This window comes from Halomicronema hongdechloris C2206, from assembly GCF_002075285.3.
Lineage (GTDB): Bacteria > Cyanobacteriota > Cyanobacteriia > Phormidesmidales > Phormidesmidaceae > Halomicronema_B > Halomicronema_B hongdechloris.
Genome location: NZ_CP021983.2, coordinates 1,257,194 through 1,273,558, shown reverse-complemented (window position 1 = coordinate 1,273,558; position 16,365 = coordinate 1,257,194). Strand labels below are relative to the sequence as shown.

Sequence of the window (16,365 nt, the reverse complement as noted above, 5' to 3'; positions counted from 1 at the left end):
CTCCTGACGTGGGCTATAGCAATCACAGTTGAATTTCGAACAGCATTCCATAGACTATAGGCTTTGTAAGCGATTCTCATTCTAAATTCGGTTAGGCTTGCTATATGAGGTTTAATCCATGACCAGTTTAGCCAATACAACTGTTTTCGATCCTGAGGTATTCAGTGAGGCCATGAGGATCGCCACTGCGATGGCAACCATAGACCGCTCTCAGCTGTGGAGTGAAGATGAGCTGGTGGCTGAGTTCCTGGACTACAAGGGAAAGAACTCAGCCAACACGCGCGCGGCTTATGGCCGTGACCTTAGCCACTACCGCTCATTTCTGCAGCTCCAGTATCAGGGAGACATCGGCCTATCACCGGGTGATACTGGCGCGGTGGATGAATATGCCGCCTTTCTCAGGAGCCAGGTGGAGCTGGAGGCGCTGGCCAAGTCCACTGATCTTGACTTGGTAAAACAGACCTTAGGACACTCATCTCTGGCGGTTACCTCTAATTACCTCAAGGCCAATCCTCAGGACTCCAGCGGCCTCCACTTGGTAGCTTAATTAGTAGTTTGTAATTCGTTTCTTTCTATATTAGTTTCTTCGCAGTAAGCGTTCACATCAGATATTAGTTTGTCTTCGGTATTAGAAAGCTCCTCTATCGAAGATACGGCTGCCATTGTTTGCTCTTGAGACTTATCTATCCTACTTGGAAGTTCTGCCTCTGATGGAGTTGAGATAATGATATTCATTGCCTGACCGGCCTCAAGCAAAGAAGTTCTAAAACCTTTAACTACTTTGGTATATTCAGATTGAAAACCTTTTAGAGTCTCATCTTGATAAGTTTTTGACTCTAATTCACTTGTTAATCCATCCAGCCTGACAACTACCGTATCGACTGCATCCGTATATTCAGTCGCAGCAGACTTAATATCTTGAAGTGTTTCAACTTGAGAAGCATTGTCACTAAAGACTTGAATCTCAGCTTCAAACTCTTGCATAAAATCTCCTGTCTGATTCACAATTCTCCTTAAATCTCGACACTCTGCTGATATAGCATTAAGCGCCTCCTGACGGGCTTCTCGCTCCTCAGCTTCTGCTCTTTCCGCTTGCTCGTTCCTAAACGAGACAAACTGCATCCAACCAACACCTAAGGCAACAACAGCAATAACTCCAAGCGCTACAGAAGCGCCAATAATAAGAACCTTATTTGACTTAGACATATTACTAATCGCTCATAGACTGATTGATCATTCTATTCTGAAAAGACGCATCAGGATTGAACTTAACAATACTCCGGACAAAATTCTGCCCTCTCCATTGGCTGTAAGCCAGAGCCTACGTAGTTCGAGCTATTTAGATCCAAGTTAGCCCGAAAGCTGATATTGGTTTAAATAGGCAATTTTTAGAGTGCCTGCCCTGTAAGCCTTACAGCTTCGGTGCTAAAACTTTCCGGATTATTGACTTAAGACTCTTGAATATTTTACCCAGGTGATACTCAAAGCCTTTGACTAATTGACCAAGCTGACTTGGCACCAATTGACCAGGCCACCACGCTGGCTTACCGTATCCGGCATAGGTGAGGTGTAATCCAATGTTTTTAACCGTCAGCTCCTTCGAGGGAGGAGTGGGCAAAACCACCAGTACCATCCACTTGGCCGCGTTTCTAGCTGGCCTGGACGGTGGTGAGAGTGTCCTCCTGGTGGATGGGGATGAAAACAGGAGCGCCACCTCCTGGAGTAAGCGCGGTGAGCTGCCGTTTAAGGTGGTGGCCGTGGATGCTGCCTTTAGGCATATCCCAAAGTTTAAGCACGTGGTGATCGACACCGGCGCGCGGCCATCGCGGGAGGACTTGGAGCCACTGGTGGAAGGGTGCGACCTGCTGATACTGCCTACCACTCCTGAGGCCATGGCCGTGGATGCGCTGGTCCAAACGATTGATCTCCTCAAAGAGATTGGCGGTGATCACTATCGGGTTCTGTTCACGATGGTCCATGGCAATCCCAAGGTACAGATGGCCAGCATGGCGCGGGAGGCCTTACTCAGCTCATGGGTGGAATACCGGCGCGGGATGGCTCCAGCTGCAGCATGGAAGCGGGTAAGCGGTAAACAGCCTGAGGCTTGAAAAACCCTCATTTTCAGGGGTCAAAATGTTGTGATTTGTTAGTATTTTCAGGTCAACTCTGCCGACCGTAAAAACGCCACGATAGCTATAGGACAATGCTTTCAGCGGTTGATCGTGACAAGACAGCTCAGGTCAGCTCAGCCAGCCTTAAAAACCCTTTTTTTCGTGCCACTTTTCCTGGAGCACCTGGATAAATTCACCTGGGTCGACACCATACCTCACCGCCAGCTCTGCCACCTCATCAGCATTATGGGGGTACAGTTCCCTCTCTAACCTCATTAGCTGAGCCATGGCCACTGCTGCCGATTCCACGGACCTCACCGGGGCTATGGGTAGCTGTGCCCTTAATACCCGTATTGCCTGCTGGATACGTTCGCGATCGCCGGTGGCCATGGCCTCACGTTTACGCCTGGAGGCTGCCTTTAGCTGGCGCAATTGCTCGATCCGCGTAGTTAATTCCACTTGCCTGACCTGGCTATTCTCTGCAATTCAAAATCGCTGCAGCTCTTGAGCTTTTGGCCGATCTCGTCATGGCCCACCAGCTCCTCCAGCTCAGCATCACTCATGGATGGCAGCCGGTTAATAGCCGCCTGCTGCTGCAGCCGTTCAAGTCGTTTCAGCAGATTCACTTTTGAATAGCTCCTCGATTTCTTCCACGCGGCGATCCAAGTCAGCTTGGCCAAAGGCCTTGAGGCCGTTCTCCAGGATGCTCCTGGCGGCGCTTACTCTTGAGGCATCTGAGGCCTCCTGGTTTTCGCATATCTCCACCAGTGTGGTGGTGGCTGTATTCATGGCGGTCACTATTGCCGCGATGGACTGCCCATAGATCGCCCTCTGAGCCTCCAGGATGGCCTCCTTAAAATCGGGCTGAGCTTTCCACCTGCTCAGCTGCCGATGGCTCACGCCGGTGGCGTCCACGGTGGCCTGGTGGCTGCTGCCTCGGGCCAACTCTGCCACCGCGGCCAGCTGTTTAGGCGTTAAATTGTCGCCATTTTGCGCCATCGTGCGCCTCAATCCCAGGGCTCCTAATTACTCTTAAACGCGATCGCAGCCAGCTCGGTTTGATCCATCTGCTGCAGTTGCTCTGAGGTGTACTGCTGCTGTGGGGCTGGCTGGGGCTGTGCTGGCGGTTGCGCCTGGGGACGTAGTTCCCGCGCCTGGCTCAGCAGCCGGGCCATCTCAGGGTTAGCCGTCAGATCGTTATATTCGGCCCCGGTGAGCGGTTCGGTGCCGTACAGGAATTTTGCGGCTAGTGCTGGGTTCATAGTTCGGATACTCCCGTTAGGTCAATTGTACTTAGCTGCTCAGTTGCGCTGGTGCTGCCGTGGTGGCTTGTATTGGCTGATGGCTGTGAGCGCATCCCTAGCCATCCTCAGCCGTTTGGCGCTGTAGCTCTGGCGGTAGAGATGCTGGAGCAGTGCCCGGCATTCCTGCAGGGTGCGATCGCGCTCTGTGGGTCCGCAAACTCCGCATACTCTCCAGTTCTTCTTCGGGTTGAATGCCTCCCCTCGCCAATAGCAACCCAATCCCTGACGGTCGAATAGCCAACCCCTGCTCTGCCCAAATGATAGCGAGAATCATTGAAACGCCATGTTGTTGAGTATTTGTTGAGCATGTTGAGCAACCATCCATCAGATGTGCCGGTAGGTTTGCCGTGCGTGTAGGGCTGAAACCTAAGTAGTGTAGGAGTTGTGTAGGGTGTGTAGGGGTTGGGAAAAACCGTGTAGGGATGCGTGTAGGGCTGAAACCTAAGCAGTGTAGGAGTTGTGTAGGGTGTGTAGGGGTTTTTCTATATAGGTCAGGGTTGAAAAAAAATAAAATTCTGATCATTACAGATGGGTGCGGGATGGTGCCGCGGTGTACTAGTCCAGCTTCCAAAATGCTTGCCAGCAGCTAGTTATGAGCGTTAAGAACGCCACGTTGACATCGTGGAGGTCACTGGTTCGAGTCCAGTTACGTCCATCAACCTGTACGAGGTTGCTAACCATTTGTGGAGCTAGAGGATTCCAACTGAACAACGCTCCCAGCTCCAGAGTGTTTTTGCCGCTACTCGAGCCGCTATTGAAGCGCTGCTGACCCCGGAGCAACAGAGTGAATTGCAGGTGATTATGCAATCGGGCCAGGCCATGCGAGATGCGATCGCATCCCTTGACCTCAGCGACAGTCAAAAGACGGCCATTTGGTCCATCCTGGCAGACACTCGCACCTCAGTGGCCGCCGTTCTCACCGACGAGCAACAGCAGCTGCGTTCTCGTCCCGCTGGCTAGGAGCCCTAGCCATGCAAACCCAGGATTTCCCCCGAGTGCAGTGGCTGCTCCAGGGCAGTCTGTGGCTATCGGATTACTTGGGGCGTAGCGTTGACCCCATCGTCGATCTAGAGCAGCTGCCCCTGGCCACCCTACGACACCACTTTCAGGTGGATAGGTGAGCCAGATTATCGGCCTCATCGCCCCAGGGCTGGGCCGTATTTACCAGACCCAGCAGCGGCCCAGTCTGCTCCTGGCCACTGACGGCCAGGTCACTGTGGCACAGCACCACCCGCTCGCTGGCCCGACTGAGCAAATCCCGCAGAATTCTCTCTAGGCGTTGCTCATGGGCCTGCTCAATGTCCACCGCCGTCCAGGACCGCCCCGACCAGGTACTGAGAAACAGGGGATAGCCAAATAGGGCATCGGTGCCGGTCAACCAGCGGGGCGAGCCGGCATCCAACCAGAACTGCCAGCGATGGCTGAGGCGCTGCAGCCGATACTGAAACACCGTTGCCAGGGTCACTCCCTGTGGCCCCGTGCCCAGGGCATCGGCTGGAAACGGGTTAGCCGTCACCGTGTCCCGCTGCAGTAACTGAATGAAGCGGGCAATGGCCTCCTGCGGAGGCTGGCGCGAGGTCGGATCTAAGCGTCGCAACTGCTCGTCCACCTCCCAGAAATGCTGGGCTGTTTCCATCAACTCCCGCAGGGCTGCCAATTGGTCGTAGGGCAGGGCATTGCCCCGCCAGAGAAACTGCTGGATGGCTCGATCGAGAAAGGCCACCACGCTGGGAATCAACCGCTGCTGCCGCTGTTGTTGTTGGTCCTGCAGCCAACTCAGCAGGGCTTCATAGGCTTGGGTGGCCCGGTAGCCCAGGCGATCCCACCGGGGAAAATGGCTGACCGGCAGGAGCTGGGGCTGCTCTGGATGGGGCACAAAGCAATGATCGACAATCAGCTCTGCCCGCACCGGATCGATCTGGACCCGGTCGAACCAAGCCTGGCCTACCTCGGCCTCTGGGGTCTGGCTCAACACCACCAGCATTTCCGCCACGGCTTCTCGGGGCATTAATCGGCCTAAGCCCGGATAGACGAAGGTGAGCAAGGTTAACAGGGCTCTCACCAGGGGTGAGGCCGCCAGAGGCCGTTGCTCATTCAGGGGCTCAACCGGGATGCCCCGACTCACTAAAATATCGGCCAGGGTATAGCGGGCAATGGCGTCGAGGCCCGGAGCAATGATGGCCACCTCCGTTGGCGCTACCCGTCCGGCCTGGATGGCGGCGACGATAGTTTCGGCCGTACGCCGCAACAGATCGCCCCGGGAGGTCACCTGTAGCGTCTGGATTGCCGGCGGTGGGACCGGTAAGGCCAGGGGATCCATGACCCATTGCACGATGGTTGGTCCCCAGTCATAGGCTAGGGTTGGCGGGACCGGCTGGGGCAGTGACTCGTGCTGCTGACAGTGGGTTTGTAGCTGCTGCAGGCGCTCCGGGTCGGCCCCCACCCCCAATCGCACCTGACCATCTGGATTCCAGGTGAAGCATCCGGGGATGCCCTGGGCTAGCAGGGTCTCGAACCAAAGACTGGCCACGGCCGGGTATTCATCCACATCGTCGGCCAAGACTCCACAAAAGCGTTGAGGTAGTCGAGCGATATAGTCAGGATGGGGCAGTAGGTAACGCCAGTACAACTCGCCGATGATGCCGTAGGTGAGCAGTCCTCGCTGTAGACACCAGTTCCGCCACGTTATTAAGGCTTGGGCCAGGGTCTGCCATACTGTCGGAGGGGCAAACCCCGGGGGAATGCCATCGGCCAGCATGGGGCCGATGTCTTCCGGGGCGATGGCAGCGGCGGCGGCCAGTTGCAGGAAATCGAGGCCCCGCCGCACGGTTTGATCGGGTAACCAGCCCTCCACCTGCAGGGCTCCCGTCTGTAATTGCGGTTGCCATAGGGCCATGGCCAAGTCCTGTTCCGTTTCCGGACGCAGGCGCAGGGGAAATTGGGTGGGCAGCTCTAGTTGAGTCACCAGCAGCGGCCAGAAGAGGCTGACTTCTTCCATCAGGAAGCCGCTAGGCGTCGTCGTCTGCATCGGATAGCGACCCTGAGTGGCCTGGATTAACCGCTGGGCCAGAGTAATACGATTATCGCCATTGGCGGCAAACACCAGCAGAGTACGCCCCTGGTCCAGGGCAGGAGCCATGACCTCACCGTAGTGGCTGAGGGTGTCTGTCAGCCGGGTGGTCTTACCACTGTGGCTAACTCCAGAGATCCAGCGTGAGGAGGGGGCCATAGAGTCTAGGAGACGCTAGCGTCAGGTCGGTGACTATGCATGGCCGCAGGCTAGAGGCGATAGTTGACATTGAAATGAACCTGCACCCTAGAGGGGCGATCGCCGGCCTGTTCGTCCAGGGTAATCAGGGGCACGCCTATATCTAAGCGGGTGGTTAAATCGGGCGTCATATTGAGGATGAAGCCGACGCCAGTGCCCAGTAATAGATTATCGTCGGTCAATTGGTTGATATCGGCATCCTTGGCCCAGACGTAGCCTAAGTCCAGAAATGGGGTTGTCTGTAGGAGCACTCTACCGTCATCTTCCCGCACTAGGGTGATCCGGTCTTCTATGGAAAATCGCACGCCGTTGTCGCCGGAGCGCTGATTCTGGAAATAGCCCCGCACCGATTGGCCACCGCCGACGAAGAACTGCTCGGATCCCAGCAGACTATCATTGGCTAACTGCAGGTCGGCCTGCAGCAGCAGCACCTGATCGGGACTGAGGACCTGCAGCCGCTGCAGTTGCCCCAACCAACTGAAAAATTGGCCGTCGGGTTCGGCCCCATCGGTGGCATCGAACAGCCCGGTGCCGAAGCGGAATTGCGATCGCACCGCCCAGGCCCCCTGGGGATCCCGCCGCAAATAATCCTGGCCGAAACTGACCACACTGGTGCGGTTCTCACCGGTGATCAAATTATTAATCAGCGTTTCTCCATCCCGGTAGCGGAACCCCAGGGATAGGGCCAGCTCTTGCCGCGGGGTACGAATCAGGGGCTGCCGCACGATGGCCTCATAGATCTCGGTGCTGCCCTCGATATTCAGGCCAGGACCAGTAAAGGCCTCATCGACGATGCGAAACTCATTGGGGGCGGCCCGCAGCTGCAGGGTGCCATTCATGGGATTCAGGGGCACCCGATAGCTGAGTTCGTAGAGCTTAGAGCCCCCCTCACTGGAGTAATAGGCGGAGGCCAACAGGGTATCGCCCCAGCCCACCGGATTGCGATATTGCAGCACCGCTCCGATGCGTTCTTGCCCCACACTGCGGGGCGAATAATTATCCGCCACCAGGTTGGCGGCAAAGGCAGGGGCTTCCGTTACTTGCACCACCAGTATGCTCTGGCCCTGGCCACTGCCCGCCCGCAGGCGAGCGGTAATGTCCGCGAAGAGGGGATCGGCCTGCAACAGGCGTAACTGGTCTTCCAGGCGAAACTGGTTCAGGGGCTGCAGACCAGCCAGGGCAATGCGACTGCGCACATAGTCGTCTAGGCGCTCGGTGCCCTCCACCTGGATCGCCTCTAGGGCCCCCTCGATCACCTGGATCTCGAGGATGCCATCTGCTACCACCTGGTCGCTCACCACCGCCTGGGAGGTAATGTATCCCCGGTTGAGGTAGAGCTGAGTCACGGCATTGGCCGCCTGGGTCAATCCCTCCAAGGTCAGAGTCTGGCCCGCAAAGGGGGCCACCACCGCCTGCAACTCTGCTGGGCTGAAGACGGTGCTACCCAAGACGCGAATCTGCTCCACATAGACCGTTTGCTCCCCTGGCGGTTGCTCTTCCTGAGGCAGTGGGGGCGCCGTCGGCTGGCTCGGCGTCGGCAGGGCCGGGCCATCCTGCAAGGGCATGGGCTCCGGGACATCTGTATCGGGGAAACGATCCTGGCTGGGATCCACCTGGGCATAGCGTGCTGCGGGTTGGACACCCGTGGGGACCGGAGATGACTTGGCGACGGCAGTCGCCCCTGATGCCGTGATCACGATCCAGCTACTCGCCAGACCCCAGCCTACTCTCCCCCACCCCATCGCTGACCGGCTCCCTACGCTGTTCCTTAACGTGTACTCTTGACTAAAACTAGCTCCGAAAACCCTTACAGGGCTCCCCTGCGAATTTAGCTCTTAGGGAACCAATTTCGAGCCCCTTTGTCAATAGACAGGCGATAGCATGGGACAATGCCGCCCAAGATAGTATTTAGGATCATGGCTCAGCGTAAATCCTCCTCTAAAGGCTCCCCATGCGATCGCACCGTTTACTCTGAATTCGGGGGATCCAACCATGCCGCCTTGGCCAGGGCTCAGCCTGACTTACCCCCAGAAAAGCAACAGCTGCGGGTTCAGGCCAGTCGCAAGGGCCGCAAAGGCAAGACCGTCACCGTCATCAGTGGATTCCAACAGGCCCCGGAGCGCCTCAATGCCCTGGCCAAAACCCTGAAGGGCAAATGCGGCAGCGGCGGCACCGTCAAGGACAACACCATTGAGATTCAAGGCGACCACGCGGACCAGCTGGTGCAGCTGTTGAGCCAGCAAGGGTATCCAGCCAAAGCCAGCGGTCGCTGACCTCTCATTAAGTCTGGATGCGTTTCTGGAGGCCCCGCGACGATGTTCCCATTTCGCTCTGGTATGGCTCGGTTGATGGGGCTGGTTACCCTGATATTAACCACGTTCCTGGTGATTGGGTTAGCCCCTGACGGGACTAGCCGGCTAAGCTTCCCAGCATCTATGGCGGGGCTGCCTACCCCGACAAGCTGTGCGCCAACAGAGCAACCAGTCGTCGATGATGCGACCGTGACCTCCAATTCTGCCGTCACCTGGGCCGAGTTTCTAGAGCAACTGCAGCGAGTCCTTGCCGCCGGTCCTACCCCAGATTGGCCTCCTAACGCCTTTGAGCAAGCTCTGGGTGTCACTGCGATGACCCACGTGGCGGCCCACTATCCCCGCCGCTACTTCGAGCCTACCCGTCCCCTACTGCGGGCAGAAGCCTTCATGGCCCTGGCGGCCAGCCTGGGAATTCCCCCGGTGATCACGCCTAATGGCATCCTCACTACGCACTTCCAGGATGCGGCCCAGATTCCTGCCGTCACTCGGGAGGGGGTGGCGGCGGCCCTAACCCAGGGATTGCTGGCGGGACAGGCTGAGGCAGGTCGGCTGCGACCCACCGAGCCCATCACCGATGCGGAGGTGGCCATTCTTCTCTGCCAAGCCCATGCCTTAGAGGCGAGGCCACCGACTCAACGTCCAGCTCTAGGAGAGTCCATTCCGGCTCCGACCATTCCCACCACCGAAACTCGCGGAGTCTGGTTGACCAACATCGACAGCGAGGTCTTATTCTCGCGGCAGCAGCTAGAGACGGCCCTCGATCGGCTGGCGGCTCTGAATTTTAATACGGTGTATCCAACGGTCTGGAACTGGGGCTATACCCTATTCCCCAGTCGTGTTGCAGCAGAGGTGATTGGCCAGCAACAGCGACTCTATGCCGAGCGCAGCACCCCAGCCCTGGAGGCGGCCCAAGGCCGGCGGGATATGTTGCTAGAGCTGATTACCCTGGCCCATGAGCGGGGCCTAGCGGTGATTCCCTGGTTTGAGTTCGGCTTCATGGCTCCCGCCGACTACGAGTTGGCCCGTCGCCATCCCGAGTGGTTTACCCAGCAGGGGGATGGGAATCCCATTGCTGCCGAGGGACAAGATCTCCGTCGCTGGCTGAATCCCTTTCACCCGCAGGTGCAGGCGTTCATGCTGTCCCTGGTGAATGAGTTGATGGCCAACTACGAGGTGGATGGCTTTCAGATAGACGATCACCTGGGGTTGCCGGTGGAATTCGGCTATGACCCCTACACCGTCGGCCAGTATCAAGCCGAGCATGATGGCCGCCGTCCTCCCACCGATAGCCGCGATCCGGAGTGGCTGCGCTGGCGGGCCGATCGCATCTCCGACTTCGTGGGCCAGCTGCATCGGGTGGTCAAGGGGCGGCGACCAGAGGCCGTGTTTTCGGTGGCCCCCAATCCCTATCCCTTTGCCTATGACCATTTCCTGCAGGATTGGCCCACTTGGCAGCGGCGAGGCTATGTCGATGAGATGATTGTGCAGGTCTACCGCCAGGATCTGGATCGCTTCGTTTGGGAATTGAACCGGACGCCCCTACAGCGGGTGCGGTCCCGTATTCCCACTAGCATCGGCATTCTCAGCGGCCTCAAGAGGCGGCCAATTGCCATGGACTGGATCCGTCAGCAGATTGATGCCATCCGCGATCGCACCTTCGCCGGCATGTCCTTCTTCTTCTACGAAACCCTGTGGACCTCCGACACCGAGACCTTCGACCAGCGCTATCAGGCCCTGCAGGCGGCCTTTGCGGCCCCGGCCCGACGGCCTAGGCCATGACCATGCCGCCATCCACATTGAAGACCTGGCCGGTGATGTAGGCGGCGGCGGCATCGGCTGCTAAAAACCGCACCATGCCGGCAATCTCCTCCGGTTGGCCGAAGCGACCCAGGGGAATGAATTTGAGGATCTCCTCGGCATTGGATAGGTCCCCAGTCATATCCGTGGCGATGAACCCGGGCGCCACGGCATTGACCGTCACCCCGCGACTGGCCAGTTCCTTGGCGACCGTCTTAGTGAAGCCGATCACACCAGCCTTGGCGGCGCTGTAATTGGCCTGGCCAGGATTGCCCATCTGACCGGCCACCGAGGCAATATTGACGATGCGGCCCTGGCGCTGCTTCAACATCAACTTGGCCACGGCCCGGGTGCAGAGAAAGACGCCGGTCAGGTTGAGGTCGATCACCGCCTGCCAGTCGGCCGGCTTCATCCGCAGCAGCAGGGTGTCGCGGGTGATGCCAGCGTTGTTGATCAACACATCGATGCGGCCCCATTTATCCAGGGTGGTTTGGATCAGCGTGTCTACCTGGTCCGTCTGGGACACATCGGCTTGCAGGGCGATGCCCTCTCCCCCTTGCTGGTGAATCTGGGCCACTACGGCTTCGGCGGCGTCACCGGAGCGAGCATAATTCACGACCACCTTTGCTCCCTCAGCGGCCAGGGTCTGGGCCACTGCCCGGCCAATACCGCGGGAGGCTCCGGTGATGATTGCCACCTGATCTTGTAACGCTGCCATAGCCATGTCATAACCCAACCGGATCATCTTATATCGAATCTGTCCCCGATCCCCCCTGGGTGACGATGGTCAGGAAGCCCTATTGCCTTAAGGAATTCGGATCAGCGGCTAGTTTAAAGTGCTGTTGGTCTAGGATCGAAACATATTGTATTGGCCTAGACTCTATCAGACCCCGCTGCCATGGTCACTAAACAGAAATTCCAATCCTTCGCTGAGCTGCTAGCCGGTTCCCAACAGCCCCTGCTGGTAGATTTCTATGCCACCTGGTGTGGTCCCTGCCAGATGATGACGGGGATTCTAGAGCAGGTGAATGCCCAACTGCAGGGGCAACTAAAAGTGGTCAAGATCGATACCGACCGCTATCCCCAGATTGCCTCTCAGCATCACATCGAAGCCCTGCCGACCCTGGTGCTCTTTAAGCAGGGGCAGCCTGTCGATCGGATTGAAGGAGTGCTGGCCGCCAATCAACTGATCGAGCGACTCCAGCCCCATCTCTAGATCCCCTGACGAAATTGATCAGGGCCACTCGTGGGGCTGCTACGACTGGCGTTAGCATGGTAAGTCATGTTCCTTAATCTAGGAATCTATGGAATCTGTTTCCTGTGCGATCGCACTCGGCAGTAACCTAGGTGACTCCGTGGCTATTCTGCAGGGAGCCCTAGCGGCACTAAATGCCCTGCCCCAGACCGAGCTAGCTCGACAGTCCCGGCTGTATCGCACCAAACCTGTCGGCCCGCCCCAACCAGACTACCTCAACGGCTGTGCCCTGGTGACGACGCGGCTAACGCCGGAGGTACTGCTACAGCAGCTCCTCACTATCGAGCGTCGATTTGGCCGCATCCGGCGAGAGCGTTGGGGACCGCGACAGTTGGATCTCGATCTCTTACTCTGGGATGACATCGTCCTGCAGACGCCGTCACTGCAGATTCCCCATCCCCGCATGCACGAACGCGCCTTCGTGCTGGTGCCCCTGGCTGAGATCGCCGCCGATTGGGTCGATCCCCGCTCTGGTCAGACCATTCAAGACCTGGCCCAGCAGGTTGGTGCCCAAGACGTATGGCCACTGACTCTGGCCGCCTCCCCCTAGATCGCCTGCCTGCCATCTGGCTAACCTTCGCAGTATTAGGGTTAAATACTGACAACCCCTGCCAGGCCCCACCACTGAGCTCCTCTTGCGGCGATAGGCCGACTGGATACCCACTTACTGGGCATTGCCGTTAGTAACCGATGAGGGGAGTACTGCCAGGTGGGGGCCCAGGAATCATCCGCCGCCACTTTATCTACTGTTTTTCGCAAACCGGTCTCTATGCCGATCCACCAAGAACCGCCCCAACTGCTAAAACAACGCCTGTTCTATGAGGGTCGTAAATTTAACTTCGAAGTCAATCGGCTGCGCTTGCCCAATAAGGCCGAAGGGGATTGGGAATGTATTCGTCATCCCGGGGGAGCCCTGGCGGTTCCCGTGACGCCCAGCGGCGAGTTGGTGCTGGTACGCCAGTACCGCTTCGCCCTGCAGGGGCGACTGTTGGAGTTTCCCGCCGGTACGGTGGAACCCGATGAACACCCGGCCACCACGATTCAGCGCGAGCTAGAAGAGGAAACCGGCTATCGGGCCCATACCTGGCAACCCATTGGCAATTTTCCCCTGGCCCCGGGCTATTCCGATGAGATTATTTATGCCTTTCTGGCCACGGATCTAGAACACCTAGACGACGGTCCCCAGACCGATATCGATGAGGACATCGAGGTGATCTTGATGACCCCGGAAGCCTTGACGAAGGCAATCCTATCGGGAGAGGCCGTTGATGCCAAGTCCATCGCCAGTCTGTTTATGGTGCGCCCTTACCTAGACGCCCTAGCCCCGGCGGAAACTTGAGGTCACCTGAGCAATCGATGGACATAGTCAAATGCGATCGCACAGTTGCGATCGCATAATCTCATATCTTAGGACATGGGCGTGTGCCATAGTCCTGCCTACTCAGGCTCTACTTCCAGGGTTAGGGCTCAGCTAGCCAACCACCGCGAAGCTCAAACCTCGTGGCTGTACTTAACGCCGCGGTAGGTCAATTCAACCCGGCCATGGTGGGGCTGAGCGACCTTGAAGTGCTTACGCGTCATCGTGGCACCACGATAGCGCCCGATTTCCTCGATGTTGTCGGCTTCCAGGTTAGGAATCGTTGCTTCGTAGTGGGCACCGCGATAGGACAGTTGCATAGTTGATATCTCCGCAATAGAACACGTTAGTGGCAGGTACAGCAGAGATTTATTCCTCAAACTGTAGCTCTATATACAGTTTACATCAGGAAAATATGATCAAGACGACGGTGACGGCGGGAATTCCCCACCTGTTTGGATTTCTTAACGGGGATGAGGAGGGTAATAGTCTACCGATGGTTGTATCTTCTCTGAAACGCATCGTAGCGATTGGATCGAGTTGCAGTGGCAAGTCCACCCTGGCCAGGAGGTTGTCGACCAGATTGGGGCTGAAGCACATTGAGCTCGATGAGTTGCACTGGCAGCCAAACTGGCAAGAACGTGACGACAACGAGTTCAGATCACTGGTGGCAACAGCCGTGGCAGACCAGGGGTTGCAGCATCAGAAGACCCTGGTAGGGTGAAGGGGTAAATCGCGTCGATGCATTCCAGCGACTAGCCATGGCCATAGCCTCTTCCCAACCGCTCCACCAGCAGACCTACTCTTTGGATCACGATCGCTTTGAGGAGTTATTGGCCACCACGGAAAACCTATTAATTATCCAGGATTTAGATGGTGTCTGCATGGGCTTGGTGAAGGATCCCCGCCATCGCACCATCCAACCCGCCTATGTGGAGGCCACCCAGGCCTTCGATGGCCATTTCTATGTGCTCACCAACGGCGAACACATCGGCCAACGCGGCGTCAATGGCATCATCGAGCGGGCCTATGGGGATGCTGCCCAGGTGCGGCAACGGGGGCTCTATCTGCCGGGCTTAGCAGCAGGCGGGGTGCAGTGGCAGACTCGCCAGGGTGAGTTAGCCCATCCCGGGGTCAGTGAGGCTGAGTTGGCGTTTTTGCGATCGGTTCCAGAGCAGATTCGGCAGCGGCTGCGGGCCTTTTTCCGAGATCACCCCACCAACCTTGACGATGCCACCCTAGAGCCGGGCATTGCCGCCTCGGCCTTAGAGAACGTGGCCTCGCCCACGGCCAACCTGAACACCTTCCATGAGCTACTCCAGGATGATCCAGCCACCTACAACGCCTTGCAACACGCCATGGCAGCATTAATGGAAGACTTGCTGGCAGCGGCCGCAGCCCAGGGGCTGGCCGATTCCTTCTTCGTCCACTATGCCCCTAACCATGGCCGGGGCAACGACGGCAAGGAAACCGTCTGGTTTAGCCAGGGGCCTGAATCGGGCACCACCGACTTTCAGTTCATGCTGCGGGGAGCGATTAAAGAAGCGGGGGTGCTGGCCCTGTTGAATCGTTACTATGCCCAGCGCACTGGGACCTACCCCCTGGGACCAGAGTTCAGCGTGCGCCAGGCGCCCCATGACCATGAGGAGCTGGTGGCCCTGGTCAGGGACGCCTTTGACCCGGCTCAGATGCCGACGCTGGTGGGGGTGGGCGACACGGTCACCAGTCAGGTGTTTGAGGTGGATGGTCGGCCCGTGGCCAAACGGGGGGGGAGCGATCGCAACTTCCTGCAACTGATTCAGGATATTGGCCGCCTCTACGACAACGGTAACGTCGTCACCTACGTGGACAGCAGCGGCGGTGAACTCAAAAACCGTAAGGCCCTGCAGATAGAAACCGTTGCGGGACACCTGCAAGTCGTAGCAGGCCCCGGTGACCCCCGCGACAGCGAAGACCCCCTGACCCTGAATGTGGTCTTTCCCGGGGGCTATCAGCAGTACTGCGCCACCTTCCAGGCGGCGGCTCGGCGCCGAGACTAACGATTAACTAACCTGTTGGTTGGGTTCGCGGCGCCATTGGGCCTCTGGCAGGCGCCAGTAGTTCCCCTGCTGCCGCTGCATCATCTGGTAGCCGATGAATTCTCGCCGCAGGGTAGCGACGTCGGGGTGAAACTGTTTCAGGTGTTGGTTGAGTTCGACTTCGGAGTAGGTGCGATCGCACTCGAACTGTTGCACCAACCACTTCAGGATCACCCAGCGCTTCTTGCGACTGGCGGGAATCTCCCGCAGGCGACCGGCCTCGACATAGTTGCGCAGCACCTTCTCTTCCCAGGCATCGCCGTCGAGATCTGCCACCAACTCGGCGTGGTTGGAGATCAAGACCGCCTTAGACAAGCTGTGTAGAGCCTCTTGGTTGAGCCGGTAAAGGTGGGTGTTCCCTTGCGATCGCATCTCCACCAAATCCAGGGCCTTGAGCTTGGCCAGATGATGGGAGACCGTCGGCTCCTTCAGGTGCAGCAGCGCCGCCAGTTCTTCTACGCTGCGATCGCTTTGGGCTAACAGCCCCACCAACTTGAGACGACTCTCGTTGGATAGGGCCTTAAAGAAGGCCAGCAGGGTCTGAAAATCAGCTTGGCTCATGGCGACCAATTCAATGCTTATCTAATTAGAATTATATCGAAATAGATCTAAGCGTCAAGGTAGTGGGCAGAGGCAGTAGATATCTGTAAGACCACGCTTCATTGCGTAGCTCGGGGTACTCACCCGGGGGAATTTCGTTTCCCCCGGACCCCTACGACCAGGGCAAACCGCTTGTAGTGTTCGCAAAGCGGCTCCGCAGGAGCAACGCAGTCGAACTACTGCCCTGGACCTGCGGAAGGGCTTATCGGTTAGGCGCAATAGATCGCGTCGCATCGGCAAGGACGCGAGGGACCTTTCCCCCTTATTCCCTGTCCCCTCTTCA

21 protein-coding genes and 1 tRNA gene are annotated in these 16,365 nt (G+C 57.6%); 12 read left to right on the top strand and 10 right to left on the bottom strand.

From position 1 onward, the window contains the following. Nucleotides 1-118 precede the first annotated feature (118 nt). A complete protein-coding gene (locus XM38_RS27450) occupies nt 119-547 on the top strand; it encodes a hypothetical protein (protein ID WP_080811624.1) in 429 nt (142 codons plus the stop codon). Here the strand turns inward: XM38_RS27450 and XM38_RS05890 are convergent. After that, nucleotides 544-1,206 carry a hypothetical protein gene (locus tag XM38_RS05890; RefSeq protein ID WP_080811625.1) on the bottom strand — a complete coding sequence of 221 codons (663 nt, stop codon included), beginning with the start codon at nt 1,204-1,206 and terminating at the stop codon, nt 544-546. The two genes, XM38_RS27450 and XM38_RS05890, sit on opposite strands and share 4 nt — an antisense overlap. A 371-nt stretch (nt 1,207-1,577) precedes the next feature. Here XM38_RS05890 and XM38_RS05885 point away from each other — a divergent pair, with 371 nt between their 5' ends. Continuing rightward, complete coding sequence (locus tag XM38_RS05885; RefSeq protein ID WP_080811627.1) at nt 1,578-2,108, top strand: ParA family protein; 531 nt, start codon at nt 1,578-1,580, stop codon at nt 2,106-2,108. Nucleotides 2,109-2,255: 147 nt separating this feature from the next. On the opposite strand, the gene XM38_RS05880 is transcribed toward XM38_RS05885, so the two are convergent. The 4 genes from XM38_RS05880 to XM38_RS05865 form a co-directional block, all read right to left on the bottom strand. Then, nucleotides 2,256-2,501: a hypothetical protein gene (locus XM38_RS05880; protein ID WP_137455019.1), complete on the bottom strand. Its 246-nt coding sequence runs from the start codon at nt 2,499-2,501 to the stop codon at nt 2,256-2,258. Nucleotides 2,502-2,714: 213 nt separating this feature from the next. Continuing rightward, entirely contained in the window at nt 2,715-3,110 is a 396-nt protein-coding gene (locus XM38_RS05875) for a hypothetical protein (protein WP_080811631.1), read from the bottom strand. A 23-nt stretch (nt 3,111-3,133) separates the two neighbouring features. Beyond that, complete coding sequence (locus tag XM38_RS05870; RefSeq protein WP_080811632.1) at nt 3,134-3,373, bottom strand: hypothetical protein; 240 nt, start codon at nt 3,371-3,373, stop codon at nt 3,134-3,136. Nucleotides 3,374-3,470: 97 nt separating this feature from the next. Further along, on the bottom strand, nt 3,471-3,689 hold the full coding sequence (locus tag XM38_RS05865; RefSeq protein ID WP_080811634.1) for a hypothetical protein: 219 nt from the start codon (nt 3,687-3,689) through the stop codon (nt 3,471-3,473). A 262-nt stretch (nt 3,690-3,951) separates the two neighbouring features. Between XM38_RS05865 and XM38_RS25575 the strand changes: the two genes are divergently transcribed. From XM38_RS25575 to XM38_RS25770, 3 genes are all read left to right on the top strand, one after another. Then, nucleotides 3,952-4,070: transfer RNA gene (locus XM38_RS25575), tRNA-Val, on the top strand. 146 nt (nt 4,071-4,216) lie between these two features. After that, a complete protein-coding gene (locus XM38_RS25775; RefSeq protein ID WP_187329300.1) occupies nt 4,217-4,375 on the top strand; it encodes a hypothetical protein in 159 nt (52 codons plus the stop codon). 11 nt (nt 4,376-4,386) lie between these two features. Then, on the top strand, nt 4,387-4,536 hold the full coding sequence (locus XM38_RS25770) for a hypothetical protein (protein WP_187329299.1): 150 nt from the start codon (nt 4,387-4,389) through the stop codon (nt 4,534-4,536). Here the strand turns inward: XM38_RS25770 and XM38_RS05855 are convergent. Next, the gene (locus XM38_RS05855; RefSeq protein WP_088429321.1) at nt 4,521-6,644 is read right to left on the bottom strand and encodes a hypothetical protein; all 2,124 of its coding nucleotides are present in this window, start codon (nt 6,642-6,644) and stop codon (nt 4,521-4,523) included. The two genes, XM38_RS25770 and XM38_RS05855, sit on opposite strands and share 16 nt — an antisense overlap. A 50-nt stretch (nt 6,645-6,694) precedes the next feature. Continuing rightward, entirely contained in the window at nt 6,695-8,380 is a 1,686-nt protein-coding gene (locus XM38_RS05850; protein ID WP_187329298.1) for a ShlB/FhaC/HecB family hemolysin secretion/activation protein, read from the bottom strand. A gap of 219 nt (nt 8,381-8,599) precedes the next feature. On the opposite strand from XM38_RS05850, the gene XM38_RS05845 reads away from it, so the two are divergent. Together XM38_RS05845 and XM38_RS05840 are read left to right on the top strand one after the other, a co-directional pair. Beyond that, nucleotides 8,600-8,956, top strand: coding sequence for a translation initiation factor (locus XM38_RS05845; RefSeq protein WP_080811637.1), 357 nt, complete (start codon nt 8,600-8,602; stop codon nt 8,954-8,956). Between the two features lie 42 nt (nt 8,957-8,998). Then, nucleotides 8,999-10,774 carry a glycoside hydrolase family 10-like protein gene (locus XM38_RS05840; RefSeq protein WP_080811639.1) on the top strand — a complete coding sequence of 592 codons (1,776 nt, stop codon included), beginning with the start codon at nt 8,999-9,001 and terminating at the stop codon, nt 10,772-10,774. On the opposite strand, the gene fabG is transcribed toward XM38_RS05840, so the two are convergent. Next, nucleotides 10,764-11,510 (bottom strand): 3-oxoacyl-[acyl-carrier-protein] reductase, encoded by a 747-nt coding sequence (fabG, locus tag XM38_RS05835; protein ID WP_088431545.1) that lies wholly within the window; start codon nt 11,508-11,510, stop codon nt 10,764-10,766. The two genes, XM38_RS05840 and fabG, sit on opposite strands and share 11 nt — an antisense overlap. 180 nt (nt 11,511-11,690) lie before the next feature. Between fabG and trxA the strand changes: the two genes are divergently transcribed. The 3 genes from trxA to XM38_RS05820 all read left to right on the top strand — a co-directional run bounded on the left by trxA (nt 11,691) and on the right by XM38_RS05820 (nt 13,386). Further along, nucleotides 11,691-12,008, top strand: a complete 318-nt coding sequence (gene trxA / locus XM38_RS05830; RefSeq protein ID WP_080811641.1) for a thioredoxin — start codon at nt 11,691-11,693, stop codon at nt 12,006-12,008. An 88-nt stretch (nt 12,009-12,096) separates the two neighbouring features. Continuing rightward, entirely contained in the window at nt 12,097-12,597 is a 501-nt protein-coding gene (gene folK, locus XM38_RS05825) for a 2-amino-4-hydroxy-6-hydroxymethyldihydropteridine diphosphokinase (protein ID WP_080811643.1), read from the top strand. Nucleotides 12,598-12,816: 219 nt separating this feature from the next. Then, complete coding sequence (locus tag XM38_RS05820; protein WP_088431543.1) at nt 12,817-13,386, top strand: NUDIX hydrolase; 570 nt, start codon at nt 12,817-12,819, stop codon at nt 13,384-13,386. A gap of 152 nt (nt 13,387-13,538) precedes the next feature. Here the strand turns inward: XM38_RS05820 and XM38_RS05815 are convergent, their stop codons facing one another. After that, complete coding sequence (locus XM38_RS05815) at nt 13,539-13,724, bottom strand: DUF4278 domain-containing protein (protein ID WP_080811644.1); 186 nt, start codon at nt 13,722-13,724, stop codon at nt 13,539-13,541. 95 nt (nt 13,725-13,819) lie between these two features. Here XM38_RS05815 and XM38_RS27445 point away from each other — a divergent pair, with 95 nt between their 5' ends. Further along, nucleotides 13,820-14,128, top strand: coding sequence for a P-loop NTPase family protein (locus XM38_RS27445; protein WP_080811646.1), 309 nt, complete (start codon nt 13,820-13,822; stop codon nt 14,126-14,128). Nucleotides 14,129-14,165: 37 nt separating this feature from the next. After that, the gene (gene stpA / locus XM38_RS05805; protein WP_080811648.1) at nt 14,166-15,443 is read left to right on the top strand and encodes a glucosylglycerol 3-phosphatase; all 1,278 of its coding nucleotides are present in this window, start codon (nt 14,166-14,168) and stop codon (nt 15,441-15,443) included. Between the two features lie 3 nt (nt 15,444-15,446). Here the strand turns inward: stpA and XM38_RS05800 are convergent, their stop codons facing one another. Beyond that, entirely contained in the window at nt 15,447-16,043 is a 597-nt protein-coding gene (locus XM38_RS05800; protein WP_088429317.1) for a DUF2087 domain-containing protein, read from the bottom strand. Nucleotides 16,044-16,365 lie beyond the last annotated feature (322 nt).